At 74.7% G+C, this 24,609-nt stretch carries 16 protein-coding genes; 9 read left to right on the top strand and 7 right to left on the bottom strand.

The window, feature by feature from the left end:
* Window positions 1–290, bottom strand: a 290-nt coding sequence (locus tag ACWERV_RS26885) for a carbohydrate ABC transporter permease (protein ID WP_452937644.1), incomplete at its 3' end; no start/stop codon positions are given.
* Between the two features lie 185 nt (window positions 291–475).
* Window positions 476–1,765, bottom strand: a complete 1,290-nt coding sequence (locus ACWERV_RS26880) for an extracellular solute-binding protein (protein WP_452937617.1) — start codon at window positions 1,763–1,765, stop codon at window positions 476–478.
* Window positions 1,766–2,028: 263 nt separating this feature from the next.
* On the opposite strand from ACWERV_RS26880, the gene ACWERV_RS26875 reads away from it, so the two are divergent.
* Entirely contained in the window at window positions 2,029–2,874 is an 846-nt protein-coding gene (locus ACWERV_RS26875) for a GntR family transcriptional regulator (RefSeq protein ID WP_398178480.1), read from the top strand.
* 4 nt (window positions 2,875–2,878) lie between these two features.
* Here the strand turns inward: ACWERV_RS26875 and ACWERV_RS26870 are convergent, their stop codons facing one another.
* From ACWERV_RS26870 to ACWERV_RS26855, 4 genes are all read right to left on the bottom strand, one after another.
* Window positions 2,879–3,148 carry an SAV_915 family protein gene (locus ACWERV_RS26870; protein ID WP_398178483.1) on the bottom strand — a complete coding sequence of 90 codons (270 nt, stop codon included), beginning with the start codon at window positions 3,146–3,148 and terminating at the stop codon, window positions 2,879–2,881.
* 258 nt (window positions 3,149–3,406) lie between these two features.
* Entirely contained in the window at window positions 3,407–4,936 is a 1,530-nt protein-coding gene (locus tag ACWERV_RS26865) for an MFS transporter (protein ID WP_452937613.1), read from the bottom strand.
* A gap of 161 nt (window positions 4,937–5,097) precedes the next feature.
* Window positions 5,098–5,724: a LysE family translocator gene (locus ACWERV_RS26860; RefSeq protein ID WP_452937642.1), complete on the bottom strand. Its 627-nt coding sequence runs from the start codon at window positions 5,722–5,724 to the stop codon at window positions 5,098–5,100.
* 307 nt (window positions 5,725–6,031) lie between these two features.
* Complete coding sequence (locus ACWERV_RS26855) at window positions 6,032–6,832, bottom strand: LuxR C-terminal-related transcriptional regulator (RefSeq protein ID WP_452937640.1); 801 nt, start codon at window positions 6,830–6,832, stop codon at window positions 6,032–6,034.
* A 140-nt stretch (window positions 6,833–6,972) separates the two neighbouring features.
* Between ACWERV_RS26855 and ACWERV_RS26850 the strand changes: the two genes are divergently transcribed.
* The gene (locus ACWERV_RS26850) at window positions 6,973–8,646 is read left to right on the top strand and encodes an AMP-binding protein (protein ID WP_452937610.1); all 1,674 of its coding nucleotides are present in this window, start codon (window positions 6,973–6,975) and stop codon (window positions 8,644–8,646) included.
* A gap of 252 nt (window positions 8,647–8,898) precedes the next feature.
* A complete protein-coding gene (locus ACWERV_RS26845) occupies window positions 8,899–10,464 on the top strand; it encodes an AMP-binding protein (RefSeq protein WP_452937637.1) in 1,566 nt (521 codons plus the stop codon).
* A gap of 10 nt (window positions 10,465–10,474) precedes the next feature.
* On the opposite strand, the gene ACWERV_RS26840 is transcribed toward ACWERV_RS26845, so the two are convergent.
* Window positions 10,475–11,221 carry a hypothetical protein gene (locus ACWERV_RS26840; protein WP_452937608.1) on the bottom strand — a complete coding sequence of 249 codons (747 nt, stop codon included), beginning with the start codon at window positions 11,219–11,221 and terminating at the stop codon, window positions 10,475–10,477.
* 679 nt (window positions 11,222–11,900) lie between these two features.
* Between ACWERV_RS26840 and ACWERV_RS26835 the strand changes: the two genes are divergently transcribed.
* From ACWERV_RS26835 to ACWERV_RS26810, 6 genes are all read left to right on the top strand, one after another.
* On the top strand, window positions 11,901–13,112 hold the full coding sequence (locus ACWERV_RS26835) for an AfsR/SARP family transcriptional regulator (protein WP_452937634.1): 1,212 nt from the start codon (window positions 11,901–11,903) through the stop codon (window positions 13,110–13,112).
* A 5-nt stretch (window positions 13,113–13,117) separates the two neighbouring features.
* Window positions 13,118–15,358 (top strand): TOMM precursor leader peptide-binding protein, encoded by a 2,241-nt coding sequence (locus ACWERV_RS26830; RefSeq protein WP_452937631.1) that lies wholly within the window; start codon window positions 13,118–13,120, stop codon window positions 15,356–15,358.
* Window positions 15,355–17,544 carry a TOMM precursor leader peptide-binding protein gene (locus tag ACWERV_RS26825; RefSeq protein ID WP_452937606.1) on the top strand — a complete coding sequence of 730 codons (2,190 nt, stop codon included), beginning with the start codon at window positions 15,355–15,357 and terminating at the stop codon, window positions 17,542–17,544. The genes ACWERV_RS26830 and ACWERV_RS26825 overlap by 4 nt, the downstream gene beginning before the upstream one ends.
* A gap of 133 nt (window positions 17,545–17,677) precedes the next feature.
* Window positions 17,678–19,318: a nitroreductase family protein gene (locus ACWERV_RS26820; RefSeq protein WP_452937604.1), complete on the top strand. Its 1,641-nt coding sequence runs from the start codon at window positions 17,678–17,680 to the stop codon at window positions 19,316–19,318.
* A gap of 75 nt (window positions 19,319–19,393) precedes the next feature.
* On the top strand, window positions 19,394–22,222 hold the full coding sequence (locus ACWERV_RS26815) for a lantibiotic dehydratase (RefSeq protein ID WP_452937602.1): 2,829 nt from the start codon (window positions 19,394–19,396) through the stop codon (window positions 22,220–22,222).
* Window positions 22,223–22,260: 38 nt separating this feature from the next.
* Window positions 22,261–23,328, top strand: a complete 1,068-nt coding sequence (locus ACWERV_RS26810) for a lantibiotic dehydratase C-terminal domain-containing protein (RefSeq protein WP_452937628.1) — start codon at window positions 22,261–22,263, stop codon at window positions 23,326–23,328.
* Window positions 23,329–24,609 lie beyond the last annotated feature (1,281 nt).

Genomic DNA, 24,609 nt, shown 5'->3' with positions numbered 1-24,609 from the left:
CGCATCCGCTTGCCGAGCCGGACCAGCATGAGCGCCACCAGCGTGCCCAGCACCATGATCAGCACGACGTTCAGCGCGGTCCACCACACCGTGCGCCGCACGACCGTCCAGAACTCCGGATCGTCCAGCACCGCCCGGTAGTTGGCGAAGCCCGCCCAGGTCGCCCCGCCGCGGATCAGCTCCCCGAGGCCGAAGTGCTGGAAGGACATCACGATGTTCCTGACCAGCGGATAGGCCAGCAGGAACGCCGCTCCCACCACGGTCGGGGCGATCAGCAGGTACGGCCACAGGGCGGCGAGCGCCCGGCCCCGCCGGCGGCCCGCGCGGGCCCGCGGCGGCGCCGGCTGCGGCGGATCCATGACGGCCGGCCGGGGCGCGGCGGCGGAGCGGGCGGTGGGCACGGGGACTCCTCGGGGTGTCGGCGGGGCGGGGCCGGGGGTCCGGGCGCGCGGGCCCGGACCTGCGGGGGCAGCGGTCAGGACGCGGAGGCGAGGGCCTTGTCGATCGCGTCGTCGGCGGTCTTCGCGGCGGCCGCCGGGTCGGCTCCGGTGAGCACCTGCGTCATGTACTGCTTGATCGGGTTGTTCGCCTCGACCGCCGCCCAGTTGGGGGAGTTGGGGGTGGCGTGGCCGTTCACCGCACCGGCCGCCATCACCGACGCGCCCGGGTTGCCGGCCAGCACCGAGCCGAGCGAGGTGCGGTTGGGCACGTAGCTCATCGCCTTGGCCATGTCGGTCTGGAAGTCCGTGCCCGCGAGCGCCTTGACCACCTGGTAGGCCTGGTCCTGGTGCCGGGAGGCCGCCGGGATCACCAGGTCGGAGCCGCCGGTGAAGACCGCGCCGGGCTTGTCGGCGGTCTTGCCGGGGATCGTGAAGAAGCCGATCTTGTCCTTCATCGCCGGGTTGGCCTGCTCGATGACCGCGGCGCCGCCGGGCACCGAGATGATCTGCGCGGTCTTGCCCTTGGCGAAGACGTCGGCCTGCAGCGGCTTGGCCTCGTCGGAGTCCTTGGGGCCCTTGCCGAGCGCCTGGAGCTGCTTGTAGAAGGCCATCCCGGCCTGCGCCTGCGGGGTGTCCAGCGCGCCCTTCCAGCTGTCGCCGTCCTTGACGGCCAGGTCGCCGCCCTCGTCCCAGACGAAGCCAGCGAGCGCGTACCAGGTCTGGCCGGGCAGGTAGATGCCGTCGTTGCCGCCGGAGTTGAGCTTGGTGGTGTCCTGGATCCACTCCTCGCGGGTCTTGGGCGGCGCCGTGATCCCGGCCTTGGCGAAGAGTTCCTTGTTGTAGATCACCACGCGGTTGGCGGCGTACCAGGGGACGCCGTACTGCTTGCCGTCGATCTTGCCGGGGTCGGCGAGGCCGGGGATCCAGTCGGAGCCCTGGAGGTCGGTGACCTTGTCGGTCAGGTCCGTGACACCGCCGCTGGCGGCGTACTGGGCGACCTGGGTGTTGCCGACCTCGATGACGTCAGGGGCGTCCTTGCTGGCCAGGGCGCTGATGATCTTCTGGCCGATGCCGTCCCACTGCTGGATCTGGATGTCCAGGGTGACGCCCTTGTGCGCGGCCTCGTAGCTGGTCTTGAACCGGCTGACCACCGCGTCCGACATGCTGTCCTGCATGAACCACACGGTGAGCTTCGCCGGGGAGCCCGAACCCCCTGCGGAGCCCGGGGACTTGTCGGAGGAGTCGGAGGACGAGCCGCCGCAGGCGGTCAGGCTCAGGGCGGCCGCGAGGGCGAGCGCGGCGGCGGGGAGAAGTCTGGATCGCACAGGGGTTCTCACGGGGGATGTCACCTCGGAAGCGCGGGCTGGTGTTTACCACTTACAAGTGGTCTAGAGCTGTGCGCCGAAGGTGGCATAGACCACTGGTCACGTCAAGGCCCTGCGCACGACCCGAAAATCGGGTCGTATACGGTCGTGTCATGCGCTGCGGCTGCTCACAGCGGCTGGCGCGCTGGTCAACATCTGGATAACCTCGGCGGACGAGGGTGGACAAGCCACCGCCGGGGTGCCGACGGGAAGGGACACACGTCATGGTCAGCGAGCCGTCGCGCTCCGCGGTGAAACGCGAGCGGGTCCGCGACTACCTGATGGAACTCGTGGAGTCCTGCGCCCCCGGCGACCCCATTCCCTCCGAACGCACGCTGTGCGAGCAACTGGGCGTCTCCCGGCCGACGTTGCGCTCCGCCGTCGACGAACTGGTCACCACCGGGCTGCTGGTGCGCGAGCACGGCCGCGGGATGTTCGTCGCCCGCGCCAAGATCACCCAGGAACTCGCCCCGGCCCGCGACGCCTACCGCCTGCCGCAGGCGTCGGGCACCTGGGCCAGCCGCGTCCTGGAGTTCACCACCGTGCAGGCCGGTGCGCGCGTCGGCCGCCGGCTGCACATCTCACCGGCGGCCGAGATCACGTACATCGCGCGGCTGCGGCTCGTCGACGACGAGCCCATGGCCATCGAATATCTGCACGTGCCCGCCGCGATCGTGCCCGGACTCGTGCCCGGCGACATGGAGTCCGGCGACTTCTACGACTTCCTGCGGGAGCGGCACGGGGTGCGGGTGCACGAGGCCGTGCAGTCCATCGAGCCCACCGTCACCAACGAGGAGGAGGCGCGGCTCATCGGGGTGCCGGTGCTGTCGCCCGCGCTGCTCTTCGAGCGGCTCACCAAGGACGCGGACGGGCGGCCGGTGGAGTACGTGCACTCCGTCTACCGCGGCGACCGCTACCGCATCGTCTCCCGGCTCGCCCTCGGCGACGGCCCCCCGGCGGCGGGCCCGCGGCTGTCCGCGGCCCAGCACCACCCCGGCATCCCCCCGGGCGACCTGCCCGCCCGCCGCGAGGTCCCCGCGACGACCTCCGGGGACGTCCAGCCCGGGTAACGTGTCAGGCCGTCCGGGACGTGCCCGCCGGGCGCGAGAAGAGCAGCGGGTCCACCGTGAGGGACGTCGCGCCCAGCGGCTCCGACAGGCGGCGCAGCGCGCTCGGGGAGAGCCGGATCCACGGCTGGCAGGGGCCGAGCGCCGCCCGCAGCCGCCGGTCGGAGGTGAAGCCCACCGCCGTCCGGCCCCCCGAGGGGGTGCGCCACAGCCGGACGACGAGCCCGGCGGGCCCGGACCGTACCGGGACGTACAGCGGCCGCACGCTGGCTTCCATGGCCTCCACGGTAGCCGCGGCCCCTGCCGCGCCCCCGCGGCGCGACGGCCGTCCGGGTGACCCGCGGCCGCGGACGCGAGACCGCCCCGCCGGTGCGCGGGGGACGCGACCGGCGGGGCGGTGGTGTGTTGGGGGGCCGGTGATGCCGGGTGTCCCGTCCCCACGATGACCCGGCTGCCGGCCCCCGGCCCGGTGCCGTCCGCTCAGTCGGCACCGGGTGCTTCGGGGAGCCCGGGGCGCGGTCCGCGCCCCGGTGGCTCACATGTGGACGGCCTTGACCGCCTCGCCGTCGGCCGGCTGGGTGCGCCCGCTGCGGTACATGAACGCCGCGAGGACACCGCCGACCAGGAAGAAGCCCGCCGACCACCAGTAGGCGGTGGAGTAGCTGTGCAGCGCCGCGTTCGCCTTGGCCATCGGGCCGGTGTGGCCGGCCAGGTACGAGGACAGCGCGCTGGCCGCCAGCGTGTTCAGCAGCGCGGTGCCGATCGAACCGCCCACCTGCTGCATGGTGTTGACGGCCGCGGAGGCCACACCCGCGTCCTGCTCGGCGATCCGCTCGGTGGCCACGCTCATCGCGGCGGGCATCACCAGGCCGATACCGAAGCCGGTCACCAGCAGCGGCGGCAGCACGTTCGCGGCGTAGCCGCTGGTCAGGCCCAGGTTCGTCATCCAGGCCATACCGCCGGCAGCGAGCACCATGCCGCTCGTGACGATCCACCGCGGGCCGAACTTCGGCAGCAGCGTGTTCGTGGTGAGCTGAGCCGCGACCATCAGGGCGCCGATCATCGGCAGGAACGCCAGACCGGTCTTGACCGCGTCGTACTGCAGGGTCAGCTGGAGGTAGTACGTCAGGAAGAGGAAGACGCCGAACATGCCCGCGCCGGAGATGGCCAGCACCGTGAAGGAGGCGCCGCGGTTGCGGTCCAGCAGGACGCGCATGGGCAGCAGCGGGTGCGCGATCCGGGTCTGCCACCAGCTGAACAGGGCCACCAGCAGCGCGCCACCTGCCAGGAAGCCCCAGGTCAGCGGGGAGCTCCAGTCGTGGGTCTCGGCGTTGGAGAAGCCGTAGACGATGCCGAAGAGGCCGACGGTGACCAGCAGGGTGCCGGGGATGTCCAGCCGCTGCCGGTCGGCGGGGGCGCCCTTGCGCAGCAGCATCATGCCGCCGATGAACGCGACCACCGCGAAGATCAGGTTGACGTAGAGCGTCCAGCGCCAGTTGAGGTTCTTGGTCAGCACACCGCCGAGCAGCAGGCCGACACCGCCGCCGGCGCCCGCGATGGCACCGTAGATGCCGAACGCCTTCGCGCGCTCCTTCACATCGGTGAAGGTCGTGTTGAGCAGCGAGAGCGCCGCCGGGGCGAGCAGGGCGCCGAACAGGCCCTGGAGGGCGCGGCCGGTGACCAGCACCTCGAAGTTCTGGGCGGCACCGGCGAGCGCGGAGGCGCCCGCGAAGCCGACCACGCCGACGAGGAAGACGATTCTGCGGCCGATGAGGTCCGCGAGCCGGCCGCCGACGAGCAGCAGCGAGCCGAAGGACAGCGAGTAGGCGGTGACGATCCACTGCCGGTTGCCGTCGGAGAACTTCAGCGCCTCCTGCGCGGAGGGCAGGGCGATCGTCACGACGGTGGCGTCGAGCACGACCATGAGCTGGGCTATGGCGATGACCGCCAGGACCCACCAGCGGTGGTTGGCCCGCTCGGTGGGTGCGGGCGCGCCGCCGGAGGTGCCCGGCGCGGACTTCGTGAGCCGGTCGACGGGGACGTCGGCCGCGGACTGGGATGACATCAGGCGGAGCTCCCGGGCTGGGACGTAGGGCTGTACGGCAGTACCGCAGGAAGAACGAAACGGTTTCGTACTCGAACGACGTTACGTCGGCCCTTATCGAAACGCAAACGTTTCGCTGACGCCCGGTGTGTGCCCCTGATCACATGCCGTGCGACCAGGCCCTACGAGTCGGCGCGCCCCGTCACGGCGACCGCCACGCCCAGGCCGATCATCGCCAGACCGCCCGTCCCGCCCACCGCCGCGAGCCGCCGCGGGGACGAGGCGAACCAGGTCCGCGCGGCCGACGCGGTCAGCGCCCACATGCTGTCGAAGAGCAGCGCGATCACCGTGAACACGAGACCGAGCAGCAGCATCTGCTCGTGCACGCGGCCCGCGCCGCGGTCCACGAACTGCGGCAGGACGGCGGCGAAGAACACCATCGTCTTGGGGTTCGTGGCACCCACGACAAAGCCTTCCCACAGCGTACGCACATCACTGCGGCGCGCCGCCGGGGCCCCCTCCGCGGGCTCCTCCCCGCTCATCGTCCCGGCCAGCACCCGGCGCTGCCGGAAGGCCTTCACACCGAGGAAGACGAGGTAGGCCGCACCGGCCAGCTTGAGCGCCGCGAACAGCGCGACCGAGCGGGAGACGAGCTCGCCGAGGCCGATCGCGACGGTGGCGCTCAGCACGTAGGCGCCGATGGCGTTGCCCAGCACGCTGCCGAGGGCCGTGCGGCGCCCGTGCGCGAGTGCTCGTCCGAGCACGAACAGGACGCTCGGTCCCGGGATCAGGACCAGCACGACCGACATCGCGGCGAAGCCGCCAATCCGCTCAAGGCTCACGCCTCGCACGCTACCTTCAGCCCCGCACGGCGCGCGCCCCGTTTTCCGCAACGGGCTGCCCCTTCCGGCGGGCCGCGCGACCTTCCGCAGGGGCTCGCGTCCGCCGGGCAGGGCAACCATCAGGGGCGCGTGGGGGCACCTCCCGGGCGGAGCCTGGGGGAGAACTGCGCGACCAGCCACGACGAAAGGGACGGTCCCGGGACGGCGGAAAGCGGCAGCCCGCGGGGCTGGAAGCGGGCCCGCGGCATACGGGTGCAGGTGGCAGCCCGCAGGGCTAGGGCAGAAGGCCCGAGCGGCGGGCCGAGGTGACCGCCTCAAGGCGGGTGTGAGCACCCAGCTTGCGCATGGCCGACCGCAGGTACGACTTGACCGTCTCGGGCTGGAGCCGCAGCCGCGCCGCGGCCCCCGCGTTGGTCGCGCCGGAGGCGATCGCCGCGAGCACGTCCAGCTCGCGCGCGGTGAGCTGCGCGACCGGCGTCCGCCGCGCGGGAGCCGCCGGCACCGCCGCGGACGCCAGCCGCGCGCACGCGGTCAGCAGCTCCCGCCGCAGGTGCGGGTCGCCGATGCGGGCGGCGAGCCCGCGCAGTTCGCGGTGCGCGTCGCGGACCTCCTCCCAGGCGCGGGGGTTGGCCGTGACGACCGGCTGCTGGCAGGAGGTGAGCAGCCGCCGCACCTCGTCCCGTACGACGATCGCCTGCTCCAGGTCGCGCGCGGCGTCCATCGCGGCGGCGAGCGGGCGGTCGCCGATCATGCAGGCTTCCCGCAGCGCCCCGTAGAGCACTCCGCGGACCTGGCGGTGGACGACGATCGGCACGGCGAGCACCGAGCGCAGGCCCTCGCCCGCGACGGCGGCGTCGTACTCGTGGCTGATGGTGCGCGCGGAGCCGTAGTCGGTGACGGCGTAGGGGCGGCGCAGGGCGAGCGTCTTGCCGCCGAGGCCGTTGCCGGTGCGCACCTGGAGGCCGCGCAGCGACTCGGTGTCGGCGCCGGACAGCTCGGTGATCCGGAAGTACGCCGCGCCGGGCTGCGACACCAGCCCGCCGAAAGTCACGGGCAGCATGGCTGACCTGCGCATCCGCAGGAGTGCTGCCCGTACGTCCACGGCTTCTCCGGCGCTGCCGTCCACCGCCCCACCTCCTCACCCCCGTCCGGGGGTAGTGAGACCCACGTCACTCGCGCACGATGCTACCGAGAGCACGTGCATGAGGAGGACACATGGCCGTATCGGACGCGACCGGGGCATTCCGGGCTGCTCGGGACGTTTTGCTGCGGCACCGTGAGGACTACGAGGCGGCGGTCGCGGCCTTCCGGTGGCCCGAACTGCCGCAGTTCAACTGGGCACTCGACTGGTTCGACGTGATCGCCGCGGGCAACGACCGGCCCGCGCTGTGGATCGTGGAGGAGGACGGCGCCGAGGCGATGATCTCCTTCCGGGAGATGGCGGACCGCTCCGACCGGGTCGCCTCCTGGCTGCGCGCGCGGGGGGTGCGGGCCGGGGACCGGGTGCTGCTGATGCTCGGCAACCAGGTCGAGCAGTGGGAGTGCGCGCTCGCGCTGATGAAGCTGCGTGCTGTGATGATCCCGGCGACGCCGCTGCTCGGGCCCGCAGACCTGCGCGACCGGGTCGGCCGCGGCGAGGTGCGGCACGCGGTGGTGCGGGCCGCGGACACCGCGAAGTTCGCCGAGGTGCCGGGCGACTACACCCGGATCGCGGTGGGCGGCGCCTCCGGGCCCTGGCTGGCGTACGAGGAGGCGTACGCGGTGCCGCCGGGCTTCACCCCGGACGGGCCGACGGCCGGGACCGACCCGCTGCTGCTGTACTTCACGTCCGGCACCACCGCGCAGCCCAAGCTCGTCGAGCACACCCACACCTCGTACCCGGCCGGGCACCTGGCCACGATGTACTGGATCGGGCTGCGGCCGGGCGACGTGCATCTGAACATCTCCTCGCCGGGCTGGGCCAAGCACGCCTGGTCGAGCCTGTTCGCGCCGTGGAACGCCGAGGCGACGGTCTTCGTGCACAACTACACGCGGTTCGACCCGGCGCGGCTGATGGCCGAGATGGAGCGCTGCGGGGTGACGAGCTTCTGCGCGCCGCCCACGGTGTGGCGGATGCTCATCCAGGCCGACCTGAGCCTGCTGGCCACCCCGCCGCGGGAGGTCGTCGCGGCGGGCGAGCCGCTCAACCCCGAGGTCATCGAGCACGTCCGGCGGCTGTGGGGGGTGCTGATCCGGGACGGCTTCGGCCAGACCGAGACGGCCGTGCAGGTGGCCAACACCCCCGGGCAGCTGGTCAAGGCCGGGTCGATGGGCCGCCCCACGCCCGGCTACACCGTCGCCCTGGTCGACCCGGTGACGGGCGAGCCCGGCGAGGAGGGCGAGATCTGCCTGGACCTGGCCGCCCGCCCGGTGGGCCTGATGACGGGCTACGCGGGCGATCCGGGGCGTACCGCGGAGGCGATGGGCGGCGGCTACTACCGCACGGGCGACATCGGCCGCCGGGACGCGGACGGCTACATCACGTACATCGGCCGCTCCGACGACGTCTTCAAGTCCAGCGACTACAAGATCAGCCCGTTCGAGCTGGAGAGCGCGCTGCTGGAGCACGAGGCGGTCGCGGAGGCCGCGGTGGTGCCTGCGCCGGACGAGCTGCGGCTGTCGATCCCCAAGGCGTACGTGGTGCTCGCCGAGGGCTGGGAGCCGGACGGGGCGACGGCGGAGGCGATCTTCGCGCACTCCCGGTCGGTGCTCGCGCCGTACAAGCGGATCCGGCGGCTGGAGTTCGCGCCGCTGCCGAAGACGGTGTCCGGCAAGATCCGCCGGATCGAGCTGCGGGAGGCGACGATGCACGACGGCAGCGCCGAATTCCGCGAGGAGGACTTCCACTGACGGCGCCGGCCGCCCGCCGTGCGCTCCACTCGACGGGGCGGGGCGGGCGGAGTCACACTTGACGGTGTTCACGGGACCGGCGCACCGTCCGGGCGGCGGGCGCGGGCCGAGCGAGCCGAGGAGGCCTGGGTGGACGTTCCGCAGCAGCCGGACGAGCCGCACGGGGCGCCCTCGCGTACCGGGGGATCCCCCGGCGGGCCGGAGCCGTCGTACGCGCACGGCACCGGGACGACCGCGCTGCTCGGCGACACCGTGGGCCGCAACCTCGACCGCGCGATCGCGGCCCACCCGGACCGGGAGGCGCTGGTCGATGTGCCGAGCGGGCGGCGCTGGACGTACGCGGAGTTCGGCCGGGCGGTCGACGAGGTGGCGCGCGGCCTCGCCGGGCGCGGGGTGCGCAAGGGCGACCGGGTCGGCATCTGGGCGGTGAACTGCCCGGAGTGGGTGCTGGTGCAGTACGCCACCGCCCGGCTCGGCGCGATCATGGTGAACGTCAACCCCGCCTACCGGCTGCACGAACTGGCCTACGCGCTGCGGCAGTCGGGGGTCTCGCTGCTCGTCGCCACGGCCGAGCACCGCGGCACCGACTACCGCGCGATGGCCGCCGAGGTGCACGGCAGCTGCCCTGACCTGCGCGAGACGGTGCACATCGACGACCCGTCGTGGGACGCGCTGCTGGCCGCGGGCGCCGGCGTCGACGAGAACCTGCCGGCCGCCGCCGAGGCGACGCTGAGCTGCGACGACCCGGTCAACATCCAGTACACCTCGGGCACCACGGGCTTCCCCAAGGGCGCCACGCTGTCCCACCACAGCATCCTCAACAACGGCTACTTCGTGGGCGAGACGGTCGGCTACACCGAGCAGGACCGCATCTGCCTGCCGGTGCCCTTCTACCACTGCTTCGGCATGGTCATGGGAAACCTGGCCGCCACCTCGCACGGGGCCTGCGTCGTCATCCCGTCCCGGTCCTTCGACCCGGCCGCCACGCTGCGCGCGGTCGCGCAGGAGCGCTGCACCTCGCTCTACGGGGTGCCGACGATGTTCATAGCCGAGCTGGCGCTGCCGGACTTCGCCGACCACGACCTCAGCACACTGCGTACCGGCATCATGGCCGGGTCGCCGTGCCCGGTCGAGGTCATGAAGCGCGTGATGAGCGAGATGCACATGGCGGAGGTGTCGATCTGCTACGGCATGACCGAGACCTCCCCGGTGGCCACCCAGACCCGGCGGGACGACCCGGTCGGGCACCGCACCGCGACCGTCGGGCGGGCGCTGCCGCACATCGAGGTCAAGGTCGTCGACCCGGTCTCCGGCGTCACCCTGCCGCGCGGCACCGCGGGCGAGCTGTGCACGCGCGGCTACTCGGTGATGCTCGGCTACTGGGACGAGCCGCAGCGCACCGCCGAGGCGGTGGACGCCGCCCGCTGGATGCACACCGGCGACCTCGCCGTGATGCGCGACGACGGCTACCTCGCGGTCGTCGGCCGTATCAAGGACATGATCATCCGCGGCGGCGAGAACGTGTATCCGCGTGAGGTCGAGGAATTTCTGTACGGCCACCCCAAGGTCTCCGACGTGCAGGTGGTGGGGGTGCCCGACGCCACGTACGGGGAGGAGGTCGCGGTGTGCGTCATCCCGCGCGACGCCGCCGACCCGCCGACGCTGGAGGAGATCGCCGCCTACTGCGAGGGGCGGCTCGCCCGCTTCAAGGTCCCGCGGCTGCTGCGCGTCATGGACGCCTTCCCGATGACGGTCAGCGGCAAGGTCCGCAAGATCGAGCTGCGGGCCGACTTCGGTCCCGCCGCGGACGCGCCCTGACCGCCGCGGGTCAGGACCCGCCGGGCTCCGGCGGACCGGACTGGATGAGCGCGTCGGCGGCCGGGTTGACCGGCTGCGGGGTGCCCGTGAGGTCCATGACGAACAGCGGCACGCCCAGCTGGTCGGCCCGCAGCCGCGCCTCGTACGCGTAACCGGCGAGCGAGAAGAACGCGCCGACCGCGTCCTCGTTGGCGCAGTTGAGCCACAGGCACTCGACGTCACGCACCGGCGTCGGCTGGGTGCTGGGATCGACCTGGGCGACCAGGCCCCGGCCGCGCAGGTCGATGCCGTTGGCGGTGCGGTCGCCCGCGAGCCGCACATCGGCGAAGCCGAGCCACTTCAGGTACTGGGCGGCCGCGGTGAGCGCGTCCCTACCTGTGCGAATGGTGACGGGACGGAACGGCGGCCGGGAGGTCGTCGGCGGCGGTACGGTCCCGGCCGGGGCGGGCGCGCTGCCGCCGGGGGAGTGCAGCGGACCGGACGCCTCGGCGGCCTCGTCGTCCACCGGCAGGCGGATCAGCGCGCCGCAGGAGCAGCCCAGTTCGGGCCGCGGCCACTGGTCGGTGCGCCCGCAGCCGGGGCAGCGCAGCCGCACCCACGACTCGTCCCAGGAGCGGTGCACGACCTCGACCGGCGGACCGCCGCGCAGCACCGGCAGGCACAGCGGCGCCCCGCACGGGCAGGGGTAGGTCGGCGCCGTGTACGTATGGTCACGGCGGCAGGCCGGGCAGCGCACCGGCACGCTCTCCGCTGCCATGGCGGTCACCACTTCCGATCGGCGTCGTCACCCCCATAGTGCAGGAAGTGCCGCCTCCGGGTGAGTGGTTGGCGCGACTGTGTGTCGGTCCCGGCGGAACGCTGCGTCACCGTGCGCGACCGCCGGTGCCGCCCAGCCCGTCCCGGCCGGCGGCCGCCGGACCCGCGGCGATGATTAGGAATTGGCCGCGCAGGGTACTTCTTCTGAATTGCCGCCGACTTGGCGATGCCGCAGGTAAAGCCGCCGCGCGAAGAACGGCTGGTTAACGCTGCAAACACACGCCCGTAATATCTGCGAGTTATGTCCGATTGCTCGCTTCCGTGCCCGAGCGATGCGGCCCGGTTGGTCCTGTTTGGTGACCGGGATTCGGCGAACGGGCAGGTGGCGCGTACTGCTCGATCGGCGGCAAGGAATCGGCCACAATTGCTGGACAAGGTAAAGAGCATTGCCGTACTGTCCTCCGTGACCGCGAACGGCCTGATCGGCCGGGGTTGTCCGCTCCGCCTCCAAGCACACCGGGGAGGCGGTGGCCGTGGTCGTACGGGGCTACGGGGATGGTGGTGTGGTGGTCTGGCACAACACGCTCGAAAACGGTCTCAAAAACGGTACGGGAATAGCTCCGGAGAATGCGGGGCGGCTGCCGCAAGCCGCAGGTCACACCCGTTTCACGGTTCTCGGAATGCTGGCGGTGGCGGACGGCAGTGAATCCGTGGTGCTTCAGCCCTCGCGGCCCGCGGCACTTCTGGCTGCATTGTTGCTCAATGCGAATTCGGTGGTCTCCGTCGAATTCCTGCAGCGTGTCATCTGGGGCGAGGAGACACCCGCCCAGGGCAAGTCCGCGCTGCACAGCTGCGTTCTGCGCTTACGCCGGCTGTTCGGGAAGTACGGCATCTCCGGCAATATGATCGAGGCGGTGCCCGGCGGTTACCGGCTCACCGCGGACGCCGGGACGCTGGACCTCGTCCGCTTCCGCGAACTCCTCGGCTCCGCCTACGACGCGGCCGAGCCGGAGGCCGAACTGCGGCTGCTGCGGGCCGCGCTGGCGCTGTGGCAGCCGCCGCTGCTCACCAACGTCCCCTCCGACCTGCTGCACCGCGACGAACTGCCCCGGCTCCAGGAGGAGTGGCTGCGCGCCATCGAGCGCGTCTTCGATCTCGAACTGGAGTGCGGCAGATGCCGGGAGGCGGTCGCCGAGATCCGCTCCGCCGCACACGCGCACCCGCTGCACGAGCGCTTCACCGAGCAGTTGATGGAGGCGCTGGACCGGACCGGCCGCCGCGCGGAGGCACTCGCCGAGTACCGGCGGCTCAAGTCGCATCTGGCGAGCACCCTCGGGGTCGATCCCGGGCCCGCCCTCCAGCGGCTCGAACTGGCCATCCTGCGCGGCGAGTCGTCCGGCAGCGCCGAGGCCCGGCCGCCGCGGCAGCCGCCGCCCGCGCTCCCCGCCCCGGTGGCCCCCGCGCCCCCCGCGACCGGTGCGGACCCGGCTCCCGACGAGGCCGTGGACGGCGGCCGGGTGCTGGACAGCCTCGTCGGCGCCGGGCTGCTGGAGGAGGAGCCGAGCGGGCGCTACCGGGTGCACGAGCTGCTGCGGGTCTTCACCCGCGCCGCCGCGGCGGGCGGCGTCGGCGCGGCCCGGCCCGCCACGAGCGCCCCCGGCCCGGCGCCCCCGGACCCGCCCCCGCAGGCCGCCGGCTCCCCGGCGTCCCCGCCCCCGGCTTCGCACACGGAGGCCCCGGCCTCCCCGCGCCCGGCCCCGTGCGCCCAGGCCGCCGCCGGCGCACCCGGCGGCCGGAGCCCCGCACCCCCGGCGCCCGCCCGCGACGGGCGCCCCACCCCCACCGACCCGCAGCGGCCCCGGGCCGCAGGACCGCACCCCACGGAGGCGTGACTGACATGGCGTCCACCTACGACGAACTCGCCGGCACCAGGCCGCGGATCCGCCGCGACGTCCTCTACACCCAGACGCCCACCGGCGTGCACTTCCACAACGCGCGCGGCGGCTTCAGCGTCGTCATGCCCTCCGCCTACCGCTTCGCGACCGTCATCGTCCCGCACCTGACCGGCGACCACACGGTGGCCGAGCTGTGCAACGGCCTCGGCGACAAGCAGCGCGACATGGTCGTCCAGCTCGTCGGCACGCTCTACGCGCGTGGCTTCGCCCGCGCCGCCGAGCCCGCGCAGGACGCACCGGACGCGCTGGGCGACACCGTCGCCGAACGCTTCGCCGCGCAGATCGACTACATCGACCACTACACCGACGGCGCCGCCGACCGCTTCCGCCGCTTCCGGCAGACCCGGGTCGCGGTGCTCGGCGAGGACGCCGTCGCCTGCTGGGCCGCGCTCAGCCTGATCCGCAACGGCTGCGCCGCCGTCGCCGTACCGCGCGCCCTCGACCGCCCCGGCAGCGGACTCGCCGACGTCCTCGCCGAAGCGGCCGCCCTGCGCGAGTCCGGCTGCCCCGCCGAGGTCACCCTGCTCGACCCGCCGCCCGGCGGACCCGGCTGGGACGACCTCGACGGCCACGACCTCGTACTGCTCACCGGCCCGCACGGCCCCCGCCGCCTCGCCCCGCTGCTGGACGCCGGGATACCCGCCGGACGCACCCTGCTGCCCGCCTGGCCCTACGGCGACTCCGTCGTCATCGGCCCGCTCATGACCCGGGACGGCAGCGGCTGCTGGACCTGCGCGGCCCTGCGGCTGGGCGCCAACGGCGAACCGGGCGCCGCCGCCGACCTGTGGAGCGCCGCCGCCCCCGGCGGCCCGTACGACCCGGCGGCCCAGGGCCTGGCCGGGCCGCTCGCCGCGATGGTCGGCAACCTGCTGGGCTACGAGGTCTTCCGCCGCACCACCGGCGTCCTGCCCGCCGAGACCGAGAACCAGCTGCTGATCCAGCACACCGACTCCCTCGACACCGTCGCCGAACCGCTGCTGCCGCACCCCCGCTGCCCGCACTGCGCCCCCGCCGCACCCGCCGCCGAGACCCCGGTGCGGCTCACCGACCTGCCGAGCCCCGCCGCGACCGGCGACGCCGCCGTCTCACCGCTGGGCGGGCCCGTCGGCAGCGGGGCCGAGGAGGAGGACGCCGCGCAGGCCGCGCTCGCCGAGATCTCCGGCCGCTCGGTGCTCGTCCAGCCGCGCGCCGGGGTCTTCGCCGCCTACGCCGACGAGGACTGGACGCAGACCCCGCTCAAGGTGAGCACGGTGCTGCTCGGCACCGGCCACCGGGAGCGCCGCGAGATCACCGCCTTCGACGTCCACCACGTCGCCGGGGCCCGGCTGCGGGCGCTGCTGCGCGCCGCCGAGGTGTACGGCGAGCACGTCGTGCCCGTGCGGGGCGCGCTCACCGGGCCGGAACTGGAGGCCGCCCGCGGCAAATGGCGCACGGTCGCGGCCGACAGGCTCGCCCTCGCCTCCGGGCTCGGCGCACCCGCCGAACCGGTCGCCCGCTGGTGCCCGGTGACGTCGCTGCTCACCGGAGAGACGGTGCTCGTGCCCGCGGCGGCGCTGCGGCCCTTCGGCCCGGACAACCAGGCACGCCTGGTCGAGGCCACGTCCGCGGGCAACGGCGCCGGGACGACCCCGGCCGCCGCCGTCGCCCGCGCCCTGCGCACCGCCCTCGCCCACGACACGCTGCGCCGCGCGCTGGGCGGCGCAGCCGAGGTGCGCCGCCTGACCCCGGAGGAGGACGGCGACGACGCCGAACTGACCTTCCTGCTCCGCTCCGCCGCCGGGCTCGGCGCGGGCCTGGAGATCCTCGACCTCGGCGGCGGCGCCCTGCCCGTCGTGCTGGCCCGCGCGGCCGACCCGGCGGGCGGCGCGCCGCGCTGGACCCTCGCCGCGGCCCTGCGCCGCCGCGACGCGCTGCTGGCCGCCCTGCGCGACCTGCTCGGCGCCGTGCAGACCGGCCGCCCGCTCGACCCGGGCGACCCGCTGCTCGCCGACCTCGACCCGGCCGCCCTCGCGGTGACCGGCGAGGCGCCCCCGGCCGCCGACACCACCTGGACCGAGGCCGCCGCCGCCCTGCGCGCCGCGGGCCGCGACGTCCTCACCGCCCCCGCCGACACCCCCGACCTGACCGCGGGCCGCATCCACACCGCCCGCGTCCTCCTCACCCTCCCCGAGCCCCGCGCATGACCCGCCCCCTGCCCCCGGCGGCCGAGCCCGCACCCCCGGCGCACGGCGTCGGCACCGCGGCCGACGCTCCGTCCGGCGGGACGGCCGTGCCCGCGGCCACGGACGACCCCGCCGGACCGGGTCCGGCCTCCCGGGTCGGACACGGCGGGCCGCTCGACGCCTTCTGCGCCGACCTCGCCGACCGCCTCGCCGCGAGCCTGCGCGCCCTGACCGGCGGGCGCGGGCCCGAGGTGGTGGTCGGCGCCCTCGGGGTGCGGGACGAACTCGCCGTCGGCGGCGAGTCCGGCGCGGACGCCGAAGAACGGCCGGGCGGCGGCGGGCCGGAGGGCGCCGCCCACCGCTTCGCCGCCGGGCAGGAACGGGGCGAGGGCGCGGGACCGGACGGCCCCGAGACCTTTCCCGGCCGCGCGCGGGCGCCGGGCGGCGCCGTCGGGGTCTTCCGCTACGGGCACCTCGTGCTCGTCGGGCCGTTCGTGCCCGGCGGGGGAGCGGGGTGCGGGCGGTGCCTGGTCCGTCGGTGGCAGGGGGTACGCGCGCGGGCGCTGCGGGAGGCGCTGGAGACGGGGGCCGGGACGCGGGCGGCCGGGGCCGGGCCGGTGGAGACGGCGTTCGGGATCGACGCGGTGGCCGCGCTCGTCGCGGCGCACCGCGAACGACCGGACGGCGGCCGCGGCGGCCGGCACCCGTACGCCTTCCTCGTGGACGCCGAGACGCTGTGCGTGACGCGCTTCGCGTTCGTCCCGGACGCCGAGTGCCCGGACTGCGGGGTGCGCCCGGCGGACACCGCGCAGGGCGCCCGGCTCGACCTCGCGCCCGCGCCGAAGCCCGCGCCCGACGTCTTCCGGCTGCGCCCGGCCGACGACTACGACGTGCCGTTCGAGGCGTTCGTCAACCCGGCGGCGGGCATGCTGGGCCCGTCCGTGGTGCCGGACCTCATCTCGGCGTCCACGTCCTCCACCGTGGGCTCGTTCCTGCTGCGCTCGGGCGACTACCTGCGCGAGTGCTTCTGGGGCGGGCACACCGCGCGCTACCGCTCCAGCGAGCGCGTCGGCCTGCTCGAAGGACTGGAGCGGTTCGCCGGGATGCGCCCGCGCGGCAAGCGCACCGCCGTCGTCGCCGCGTACGACGAACTCGCCGCCGAGCACACGCTCGTGGACCCGCGGGAGTGCGGTCTGTACGACGAGGCCTTCCACCGCGCGGAGCCGGACGTGCGGCCCTTCGACCCGGCGCGGCCCGTCCCGTGGGTGTGGGGCTGGTCGCTGCGCGACCGGCTGCCCGTGCTCGTCCCGGAGATCCTGGTCTACTACCACGCGCCCGGCGGCCTGCGGCGCCGCTTCGTGCAGGAGAGCTCCAACGGCTGCGCGTCGGGCGGGAGTCTGGCCGAGGCCGTCTACCACGGGCTGATGGAGGTCGTGGAGCGCGACGCCTTCCTGCTCGCGTGGTTCGGGCAGGCCCGGCTCCCCGAGATCGACGCGAGCACGTCGCGCGACCCGCAGACCCGGGCGACGATCGACCGGCTGGCGATGTACGGCTACCGGGCCCGCTTCTTCGACACCCGGATCAGCTTTCCGATCCCGGTCGTGACGGCGGTCGCCGAGCGCGTCGACGGCGGCCTCGGCCGCCTGTGCTTCGGCGCGGGCGCGGGCCTGGACCCGGAGTCCGCGCTCGCGGGCGGACTGTGCGAGATCGCCACCGACGCGGTCAACCTCCGCCGCCGGACCGCGCGCGACGAGCGGCGGCTGCGCGCGCTGGCCGCCGACTTCGACCGCGTGCAGGTGCTGCACGACCACCCGCTGATGTACGGGCTGCCGGAGATGGCCGAGCACGCCGCCTTCCTGCTGCGCGGCGACCGCCCGCGCGTCGCCCTCGCCGACCTCGCCGCGACGGGTCCGGGCACGCTCACGCCGGGCGCCGACCTGCGCGACGACGTCGAGACGTGCGTCGGGGCGGTCGCGAAGGCGGGCTTCGACGTCGTGGTGGTCGACCAGACGATGCCCGAGCAGTGCGACCTCGGCCTGCACACCGCGAGCGTCCTCGTGCCCGGCCTGCTGCCCATCGACTTCGGCTGGCGCCGCCAGCGCGCCCGCCACCTGCCCCGTACGCGCACGGCCCTGCACGAAGCAGGCCTGCGCGAAAGGGAGTTGACCCCCGCCGACCTCAACCCCGCACCGCACCCCTTCCCCTGACCGGCCGGGCCGTGGGACCGAGCACCGCCCGCGCCGTCCGTACCGCCCGCACTGCCCGCACCGCGAACGCCCGCGCCGCCAAAGGCCGCACCGCCCCGAAGACCCGCACCGCACGCGCAGAGAGGAAACGCCCGTGGGATTCGCCCATGAGTACGCGACCGCCATCGTCCGGCGGGGCCGTTATCCCATGGAGCCCGCCGACTTCGTACCCGACTGGGCCGACCGGCCGCGCAAGGGCAAGCACTTCCCCGGCGCCGCCGCGCTCCCGCTGCCGCAGGCCGTCGCCGACCCCGAAGCGACCGTGCAGCGGGGCCTGTTCGGAGCGGACGGGACCCAGGGCCCGGACGCCGGGGGCGCGTTCACCCTGCCGCTGCTCGCCGGGATGCTCCAGGAGTCCTACGGCCTGGTCGGGCGGCGGCTCGCGGTGCAGGCCAACTCCGACCTCGGCACCCTGCCGATGTACACGCAGGCCAACTGGTCGCGCGGCAGCGCCTCGGGCGGCGGCCTCTACCCCGTCGGGGTGCACTGGGTCGCCGGGCCCTCCGGCCCGCTCACGCCCGGCGTCTACTACTACGACACCCCCCACCACGCGCTGCGGCGGCTGCTCGCCGGTGACGTGAGCGGCGAGGTGCGCGCGGCGCTCGGCGGCGGGGCGCGCTGGGCGGGCCACGACCAGTTCCTGGTCCTGGGCGTGCGCTTCTGGCAGAACGCCTTCAAGTACAACAGCTTCTGCTACCACGTCGTCACGATGGACACCGGCGCGCTGCTGCAGACCTGGCGGATCTGGGCCGCCGCCCACGGGCTGCGCGTCGGCCCGGCGTTCTGGTTCGACGAGGCGCGGCTCGGCCGCCTGCTGGGCCTGGGGCAGGACGAGGAGGGCGTCTTCGCGGTCGTCCCGCTCGCCTGGGAAGGCGCCCCGGCCCCGGCCGCCGCGCCGCCCGCCGACGCCCCCGTCCCCGTTCCCGTTCCCGCGAGCGCCGCGGCCCCGCGGGTACGGCACACCGACCAGGAGCGCTCGCACGTCACCATGACCTTCGAGACGGTGCGGCGCATGCACGCCGCGACGCTCGACCGCGCCGCCGAGCGCCCCGCGCCCGGCGCGCTGGACGCCGCCCTCGCGCCGCCGGTGCCGGACGGCGGCGACCGCGTCGCGCTGCCCGCGCCGCGCCCGCTGGACACCCCCGTGAGCAGTGCGCTGCGCGCCCGCCGCAGCAGCTTCGGCCGCTTCCAGGCGACCCGGCCGCTGCCCGCGCGGGACCTGTCCACGGTGCTGGCCGCGATCGCCGCGGCGGGCACGCTCGACAGCGACGCCGAGACGCCGGACACCGGCTCGCTCAGCCGTAGCTACGTCTTCGTCAACCACGTGGACGGCGTCGCCCCCGGCACCTACCTGCACGACACGGCGGACGGGACGCTGCGGCTGCTGAAGGCCGGGCCGTCCGGCGCCTTCCTCCAGGAGAACTACTTCCTGGCCAACTACAACCTGGAGCAGGCCGCCGCCGTCATCGTGCCCGCCGCCCGTACCCACGCGGTGCTGGACGCCGTCGGCGACCGCGGGTACCGGCTGGTCAACGCGGTGATCGGCGGGATCTCGCAGGCCGTCTACACCGCGTCGGCCGCCGCCGGGCTGTCCTGCGGGGTGGCGCTCGGCTTCGACGCGATCTCCTTCACCGAGGAACTCGAACTGGAGGCGACCGGCGAGGTGCCGCTGCTGATCATGATGATCGGCCACGAGCGCCCCCGCCCCGCCGGGTTCCGCCACGAGATCGCCTGACGCCGTGCACGGCGACGTATCCGACGACGACACGGGCCGGGCCGGACAGCGGTCCCGGGCACAGAAGGGAGCGGCATGAGCGTCGACGACGCCGCGCCGGAGAGCGGGAACACCCCGCGGGACTGGCACCTGCACCGCCGCTTCATGCTGCGCGTGGCGGGGCTGCCGGTGGAGGCCGTGCACAGCCTGCGCAGCCCCGCGGCCCGCGACTGGGCCGCCGGGACGCTCGCCGCCGAGCGCGACGCCGCACGGCTCGCGGACGAGCTGAACGACCCGCTGACCGTGCTGGTGAAGGCCACGGAGGACGGTGCGCGGCGCCGTACGGTGCTCGCGCTGCGCCGCGCGGTCTTCAACGGCCGCCTGCCGCAGGACGTGGACGCGGTACGGAGCCTCGCCGCGGAAGCGGATGGCGGTGGCAGTGGCGATGGCGGTGACGGTGACGGCACGGGCGGGCTGCTGCTGCGCTGGCTGGACGCCCGGCTGCGGCTCGACGCGCTCGCCCGCGCCGGGGGCGCGCTGGTGGACGCCGAACTCGCGGCGGCCCGCGGCCGGTTGCGGGAGCTGGCCGGTGAGGAGCGGCTGCGGCTCGGGCTCGCGCTCGCCTCCCCGACGCTGGAGGGGCAGCTCGACGCCTTCATGGCCGACACCGCGCCCGTCCCCGACAAGCGCGCCCGCAAGAAGGAGCGCTCGCTGCTGGCGTACCTCTACCGCACGGCGTGCAAGACCAGCCCGTTCAGCACCTTCACCGCCGTGGCCGAGGGCGGCTTCGCCCCGGACGCCGGACCCGAGGTGCGCACCGGCGGCGGCTGGACGAGCTACCCGCGGCTCAACGTCGTGGTGCTGGCCCGGCTCGCCGAGCTGGTCGCCGCCGACCCGGGCCGGCGCGGCGACCTGCCCGTCACCCTCTCGGCGGGCTGGGAGGTCGACGAGGACCGCATCCGCTACGTCCGCCGCTCGGTGACCGCGGGCGACGACAGCGCCGCCGTCAGCTTCGACGCGGCCCACGACCGGCTGTTCTTCCTGCGCAACAGCGGCACCCTGGAGCGGATGACCGCGCTCTTCCGGGCACGCGGCCGGCTGCGGCACGCCGAGCTGACCGGCTGGCTGACCGCCGAGACCGGCGCCGCGCCCGAGGACGCCGCCCACTACGCGGGCACCCTGCTGGACCTCGGCATCCTCCAGATGACCGGCCTGGAGACCGACGTCCACACCACCGACCCCCTGCGCTCCTTCGCCGCCGCGCTGCGCGCCCTGGAACGCCCCTGGGCCGAACCGCTCGCCGCCCGGCTGGACGGCGCCGCCGCGCTCGTCGACCGCTACCCGGCCGCGGACGCCGCGGGGCGCCGCGCCCTGCTCGGCGACCTGCGCCGCGACCTGCTGGCGGTGCAGGCCGACCTCGGCGCGCCGTCCCCGGCGCTGCCGCAGACCCTGCTCTACGAGGACGTCCGCGAGGACGGCGTCACCGCGGATCTCGCGCAGTGGGAGGAACTGGCCGCCGCGCCGCTGCACGAACTGCACGGCATCCTCCCGGCGTTCGACGTGGCACTGCCGCAACGGCTCACCCTCAAGGGCTTCTTCCTCGCCCGCTACGGGCGCGGCGGGCGCTGCGACGACCTGCTGCGGCTCGTCCACGACTTCCACGAGGACATCTTCACGCAGTACCTGCAGTTCACCTCGACCAAGTCGCCCTGGGCGGCCGACGGCAGCCCCGCCCCCGAGGAGAACTGGCTCGGCATGCCCGAGGTCGCCGCGCTCGACCGGGCCCGCGCGGAATTCACCCGGCGGATGCGCGAGGCATGGGCCGCCCACCCCGACGGGCAGCCCGAACTGTGCCTGGACGAGGACACGGTGGCCGCCGTCCGCACCGAACTCGCCCCCCTCGGCCGCCCGTTCGCCCCGCACAGCCACTTCCTTCAGCTCGCCCGGCGCGACGGCGACCCGCTCGTGGTGCTCAACAACTCCTACGGCGGCCTCGCCTTCCCCTTCACCCGCTTCACCCACTGCTTCGACGACGCGGCCGGGCACGGCGTCCCCGACGCCGTCCCCGCCGAAGGGCTCACCGAGCGGCTGCGCGCACAGCTGCGGGAATGGCAGCCGCCCGGCGCGGTCTTCGCCGAGATCACCGCGGGCTCGGCCACCACCAACCTCAACCTGCACGGCCGGCTCACCGACCACGAGATCGTCTGCCCCGGCGAGACCAGCACCGCCCCGCCCGAGGCCCGGATCGACCTCGACGACCTCTACGCCGAGCACGACGCCGACGCCGACCGGCTGGTGCTGCGCTCGCGGCGGCTGGACGCCGAGGTCGTGCCGCTCTACCTCGGCTACCTCGTGCCGATGGTGCTGCCCGAGGTGCCGCGCACCCTGCTGCTGCTCTCACCCACCTCCCGCGCCTCCGTCGACGCCTGGCGCGGTGTGCCCGAAGGCCCGGACCGCGCCGGGGTCACCTCCCGGCCCCGGGTCCGCTACCGCGGCCTGGTCCTGCACCGCAGGTCCTGGACGGCCGCGCCCGGCGCGCTCCCGGCCCGCCCGGCGGGCACGGACGAGGCCGCGGCCTACCTGGCGTGGCAGCGCTGGCGGCACGAACACGGCCTGCCCGACCGGGTCTTCGCCACCGTCCACGAGGAACGGGCGGCGGACGCGGGCGGCTTCGGCGCCGTCTTCGGCGGATCCAAGCCGCACTACGTCGACTTCGACAGCCCGCTGTCGCTGCTCGCGCTGCACGCCCTGACCGACGGCGGCCGCCACAAGGCGGTCTTCGAGGAGATGCTGCCGGGCGAGGACGAGCTGCACGTGCGCTCCCCCCGCGGCCACCACGTCGCCGAACTGGCCGTGGAAATCGTCCCCCGCGCGGCCCATCCCGCCGCCGCGGCCCGGCCAGGAAGGCAGGACCCCGCCGTATGACCACCCACGACATCACCCACGGCATCAGCCAGGGCGCCATGGAGGACACCACCGAGGACACCACCCGCGCCGCCGCCGGGACGCGCGGCGCGTGGCAGGCCTACCACGTCTTCTACGCCGCCAGCCCGCGGCCCTTCCTCCAGCGCTGCGCGCGCCCGCTGGTCGCCGAACTCACCGCGGAGGGCCTGCTCGACGGCTGGTTCTTCATCAACTACTGGCTGGAGGGGCCGCACATCCGGCTGCGCCTGCGCCCCTCCTCGCCGGACGCCTCCGCCGCCGTCGCCGAGCGGGCGACCGCGGCGATCGAGACGTTCCTGCGCGAGCGCCCGGCCCTCTACGAGGTCAAGGGCGGCTTCATGGCCGACCTCTACCAGACGCTCTTCGCCCTCGAATACCCCGGCGGCGCGCCCGCGGGCCTGGTCGACGCCGAGGGCCACATGAAGCTGCGGCCCAACAACTCCTTCAGCCCCGAGCCCTACGAGCCCGAGTACGGCAAGTACGGCGGCCCCGCCGGGGTGGAGCTGGCCGAATGGCACTTCCAGCGCTCCAGCGAACTGGTCTCCGGCGCGGCGGGCTCGATGAACCTGCACCTGCGGACCGTACTGCTGGGCGTGGCCGCCCAGTTGATGATGACCATGTCCGGCTGCCTGCTGCGCGAGGAGGACGCGCTGCTCGCCTTCCTCGACCGCTACCACGACTTCTGGAACTCCGCCTTCGCCACCACCAACTACACCGCGCAGGACGGCTACGACCGCGCCTACCGTACGATGGAGGCGCTGCCCGAGCGCTTCCAGCACATCCGCGCCGCGGTCGCCGAACCCGCGCCCGAGCGGCTGCCGAGCCTCCTCGCCGGATGGGCCGAGCACTGCCTCGACCTGCGCGAGCGCGTCGTCGCCCTGGCCCAGGCCGGCGACCTGGTCTTCCGCTCCTGGGACGGCACGCGCGACCTGCCCGTCGACGACCCCGACCAGGCACTGCCGATGCTGCTGTCGCCGTACATGCACATGACCAACAACCGGCTGTCGGTGTCCGTCCGCGACGAGGCCTTCCTCTCCTACGTCCTGGCCCGCGCGCTGCGCGAGCCCCGGCCCACGGCGGCGCCATGACCGCCACCAGCGGCGCACTGCTCGCCGCGCGCCCCGCGCTGCGCCCCGGCATCCTCGTCGGCCCGCCCCTGACCCGCGGCCCCGCGGTCGTCCACCTCCTCAAGGACCCCGAGACCGGAGTGCGGCTGGAGGTCGGCCCGAAGGAGCACTTCATCATCGCCCGCCTCGACGGCACGCGCTCCCTCGGCGAGATCGGCACGGAGTACGCCGCGCACTTCGGAGCGCGGCTCGGCGACGCGCAGTGGGGCCGGATGATGCGGCTGCTCGGCACGCGGCAGTTGCTGGCGGTGCCGCCGTCGGCAGCAGGCGCCCCCACCGCTGCCGCCGCTGCCGCGCGCACGGCGCCCGGTCGCACCGCGGACGACGCCGGTCAACGGCCGCGGCGCGGAAGCCTGTTCAGCGGGCGGACGCGGATGGTCGCGGACGCGCCCGCGCTCATGGACCGGCTGCACGCCGCCACCGGCTTCGCCCGCCGCCGGGCCGTCGTCGGGGTGCTGCTCGCGCTGTCCCTCGCCGTGGTCGCCGCCGTCGCCGCCCGGCTCGGCGAACTGGCCGACCAGACGCGCGAGCTGTACCACCAGCCGGTCGCGCTCGCCGCCGTCGGCTGCGTGCTCTGGGTGAGCCTGGGGCTGCACGAGATCGCCCACGGACTCGTCGCCCGCGCGTACGGGCTGCGGGTCGGCGAGATCGGCCTGCGGCGCGTGTGGGGCGTCATGACGTACCTGTACTGCGAGGTCGAGGACGTACAGTTCCTCACCCGGCGCGGCCGCCAGATCGCCGTGGCGGCGGCGGGCGCGGTCGCCAACCTGCTCTTCCTGGTGCCCTTCTGGCCGGTCTGGGCCCTGCTCCCGGACCACGCCCAGGCCCTGCCCTTCCTCGGCGGCCTGCTCCTGCTCGGCACCGCGATGGCCCTCCTCAACCTCGTCCCCCTCCCACCCCTCGACGGCTACAAGGCCCTCGGCTACGCCCTCGGCACCCTCCGCCTGGCGACCGAGAGCCGCACCTTCCTGACCCTGACAGCCCGCGCGATCCGCTCCCCGCACACGGAAGAGCGCCCCGCCGCGACGGCCTCACCGGAGGCCCCGGGCAGGGGCGGGGCCTCCGCCGCCCCGCCCGCCCCGGAGGCCACCGGGCCCGGGTCGAGCGCCGCGTACGCGTCGGCCGGGAGCGGCGCAGGCCCCTCGCCGGAGGCCGCGGGTGCGGGCGGGGCATCCGCCGCCCCCGCCGCGACGGCCTCACCGGACACCACCGGGCCCGTGTCGAGTGCCGCGTACGCGTCGG

Source organism: Streptomyces sp. NPDC004031, from assembly GCF_053604375.1.
Note: the sequence above shows the minus strand (reverse complement) of the source record. Positions and strands in the feature narration are given on the sequence as shown.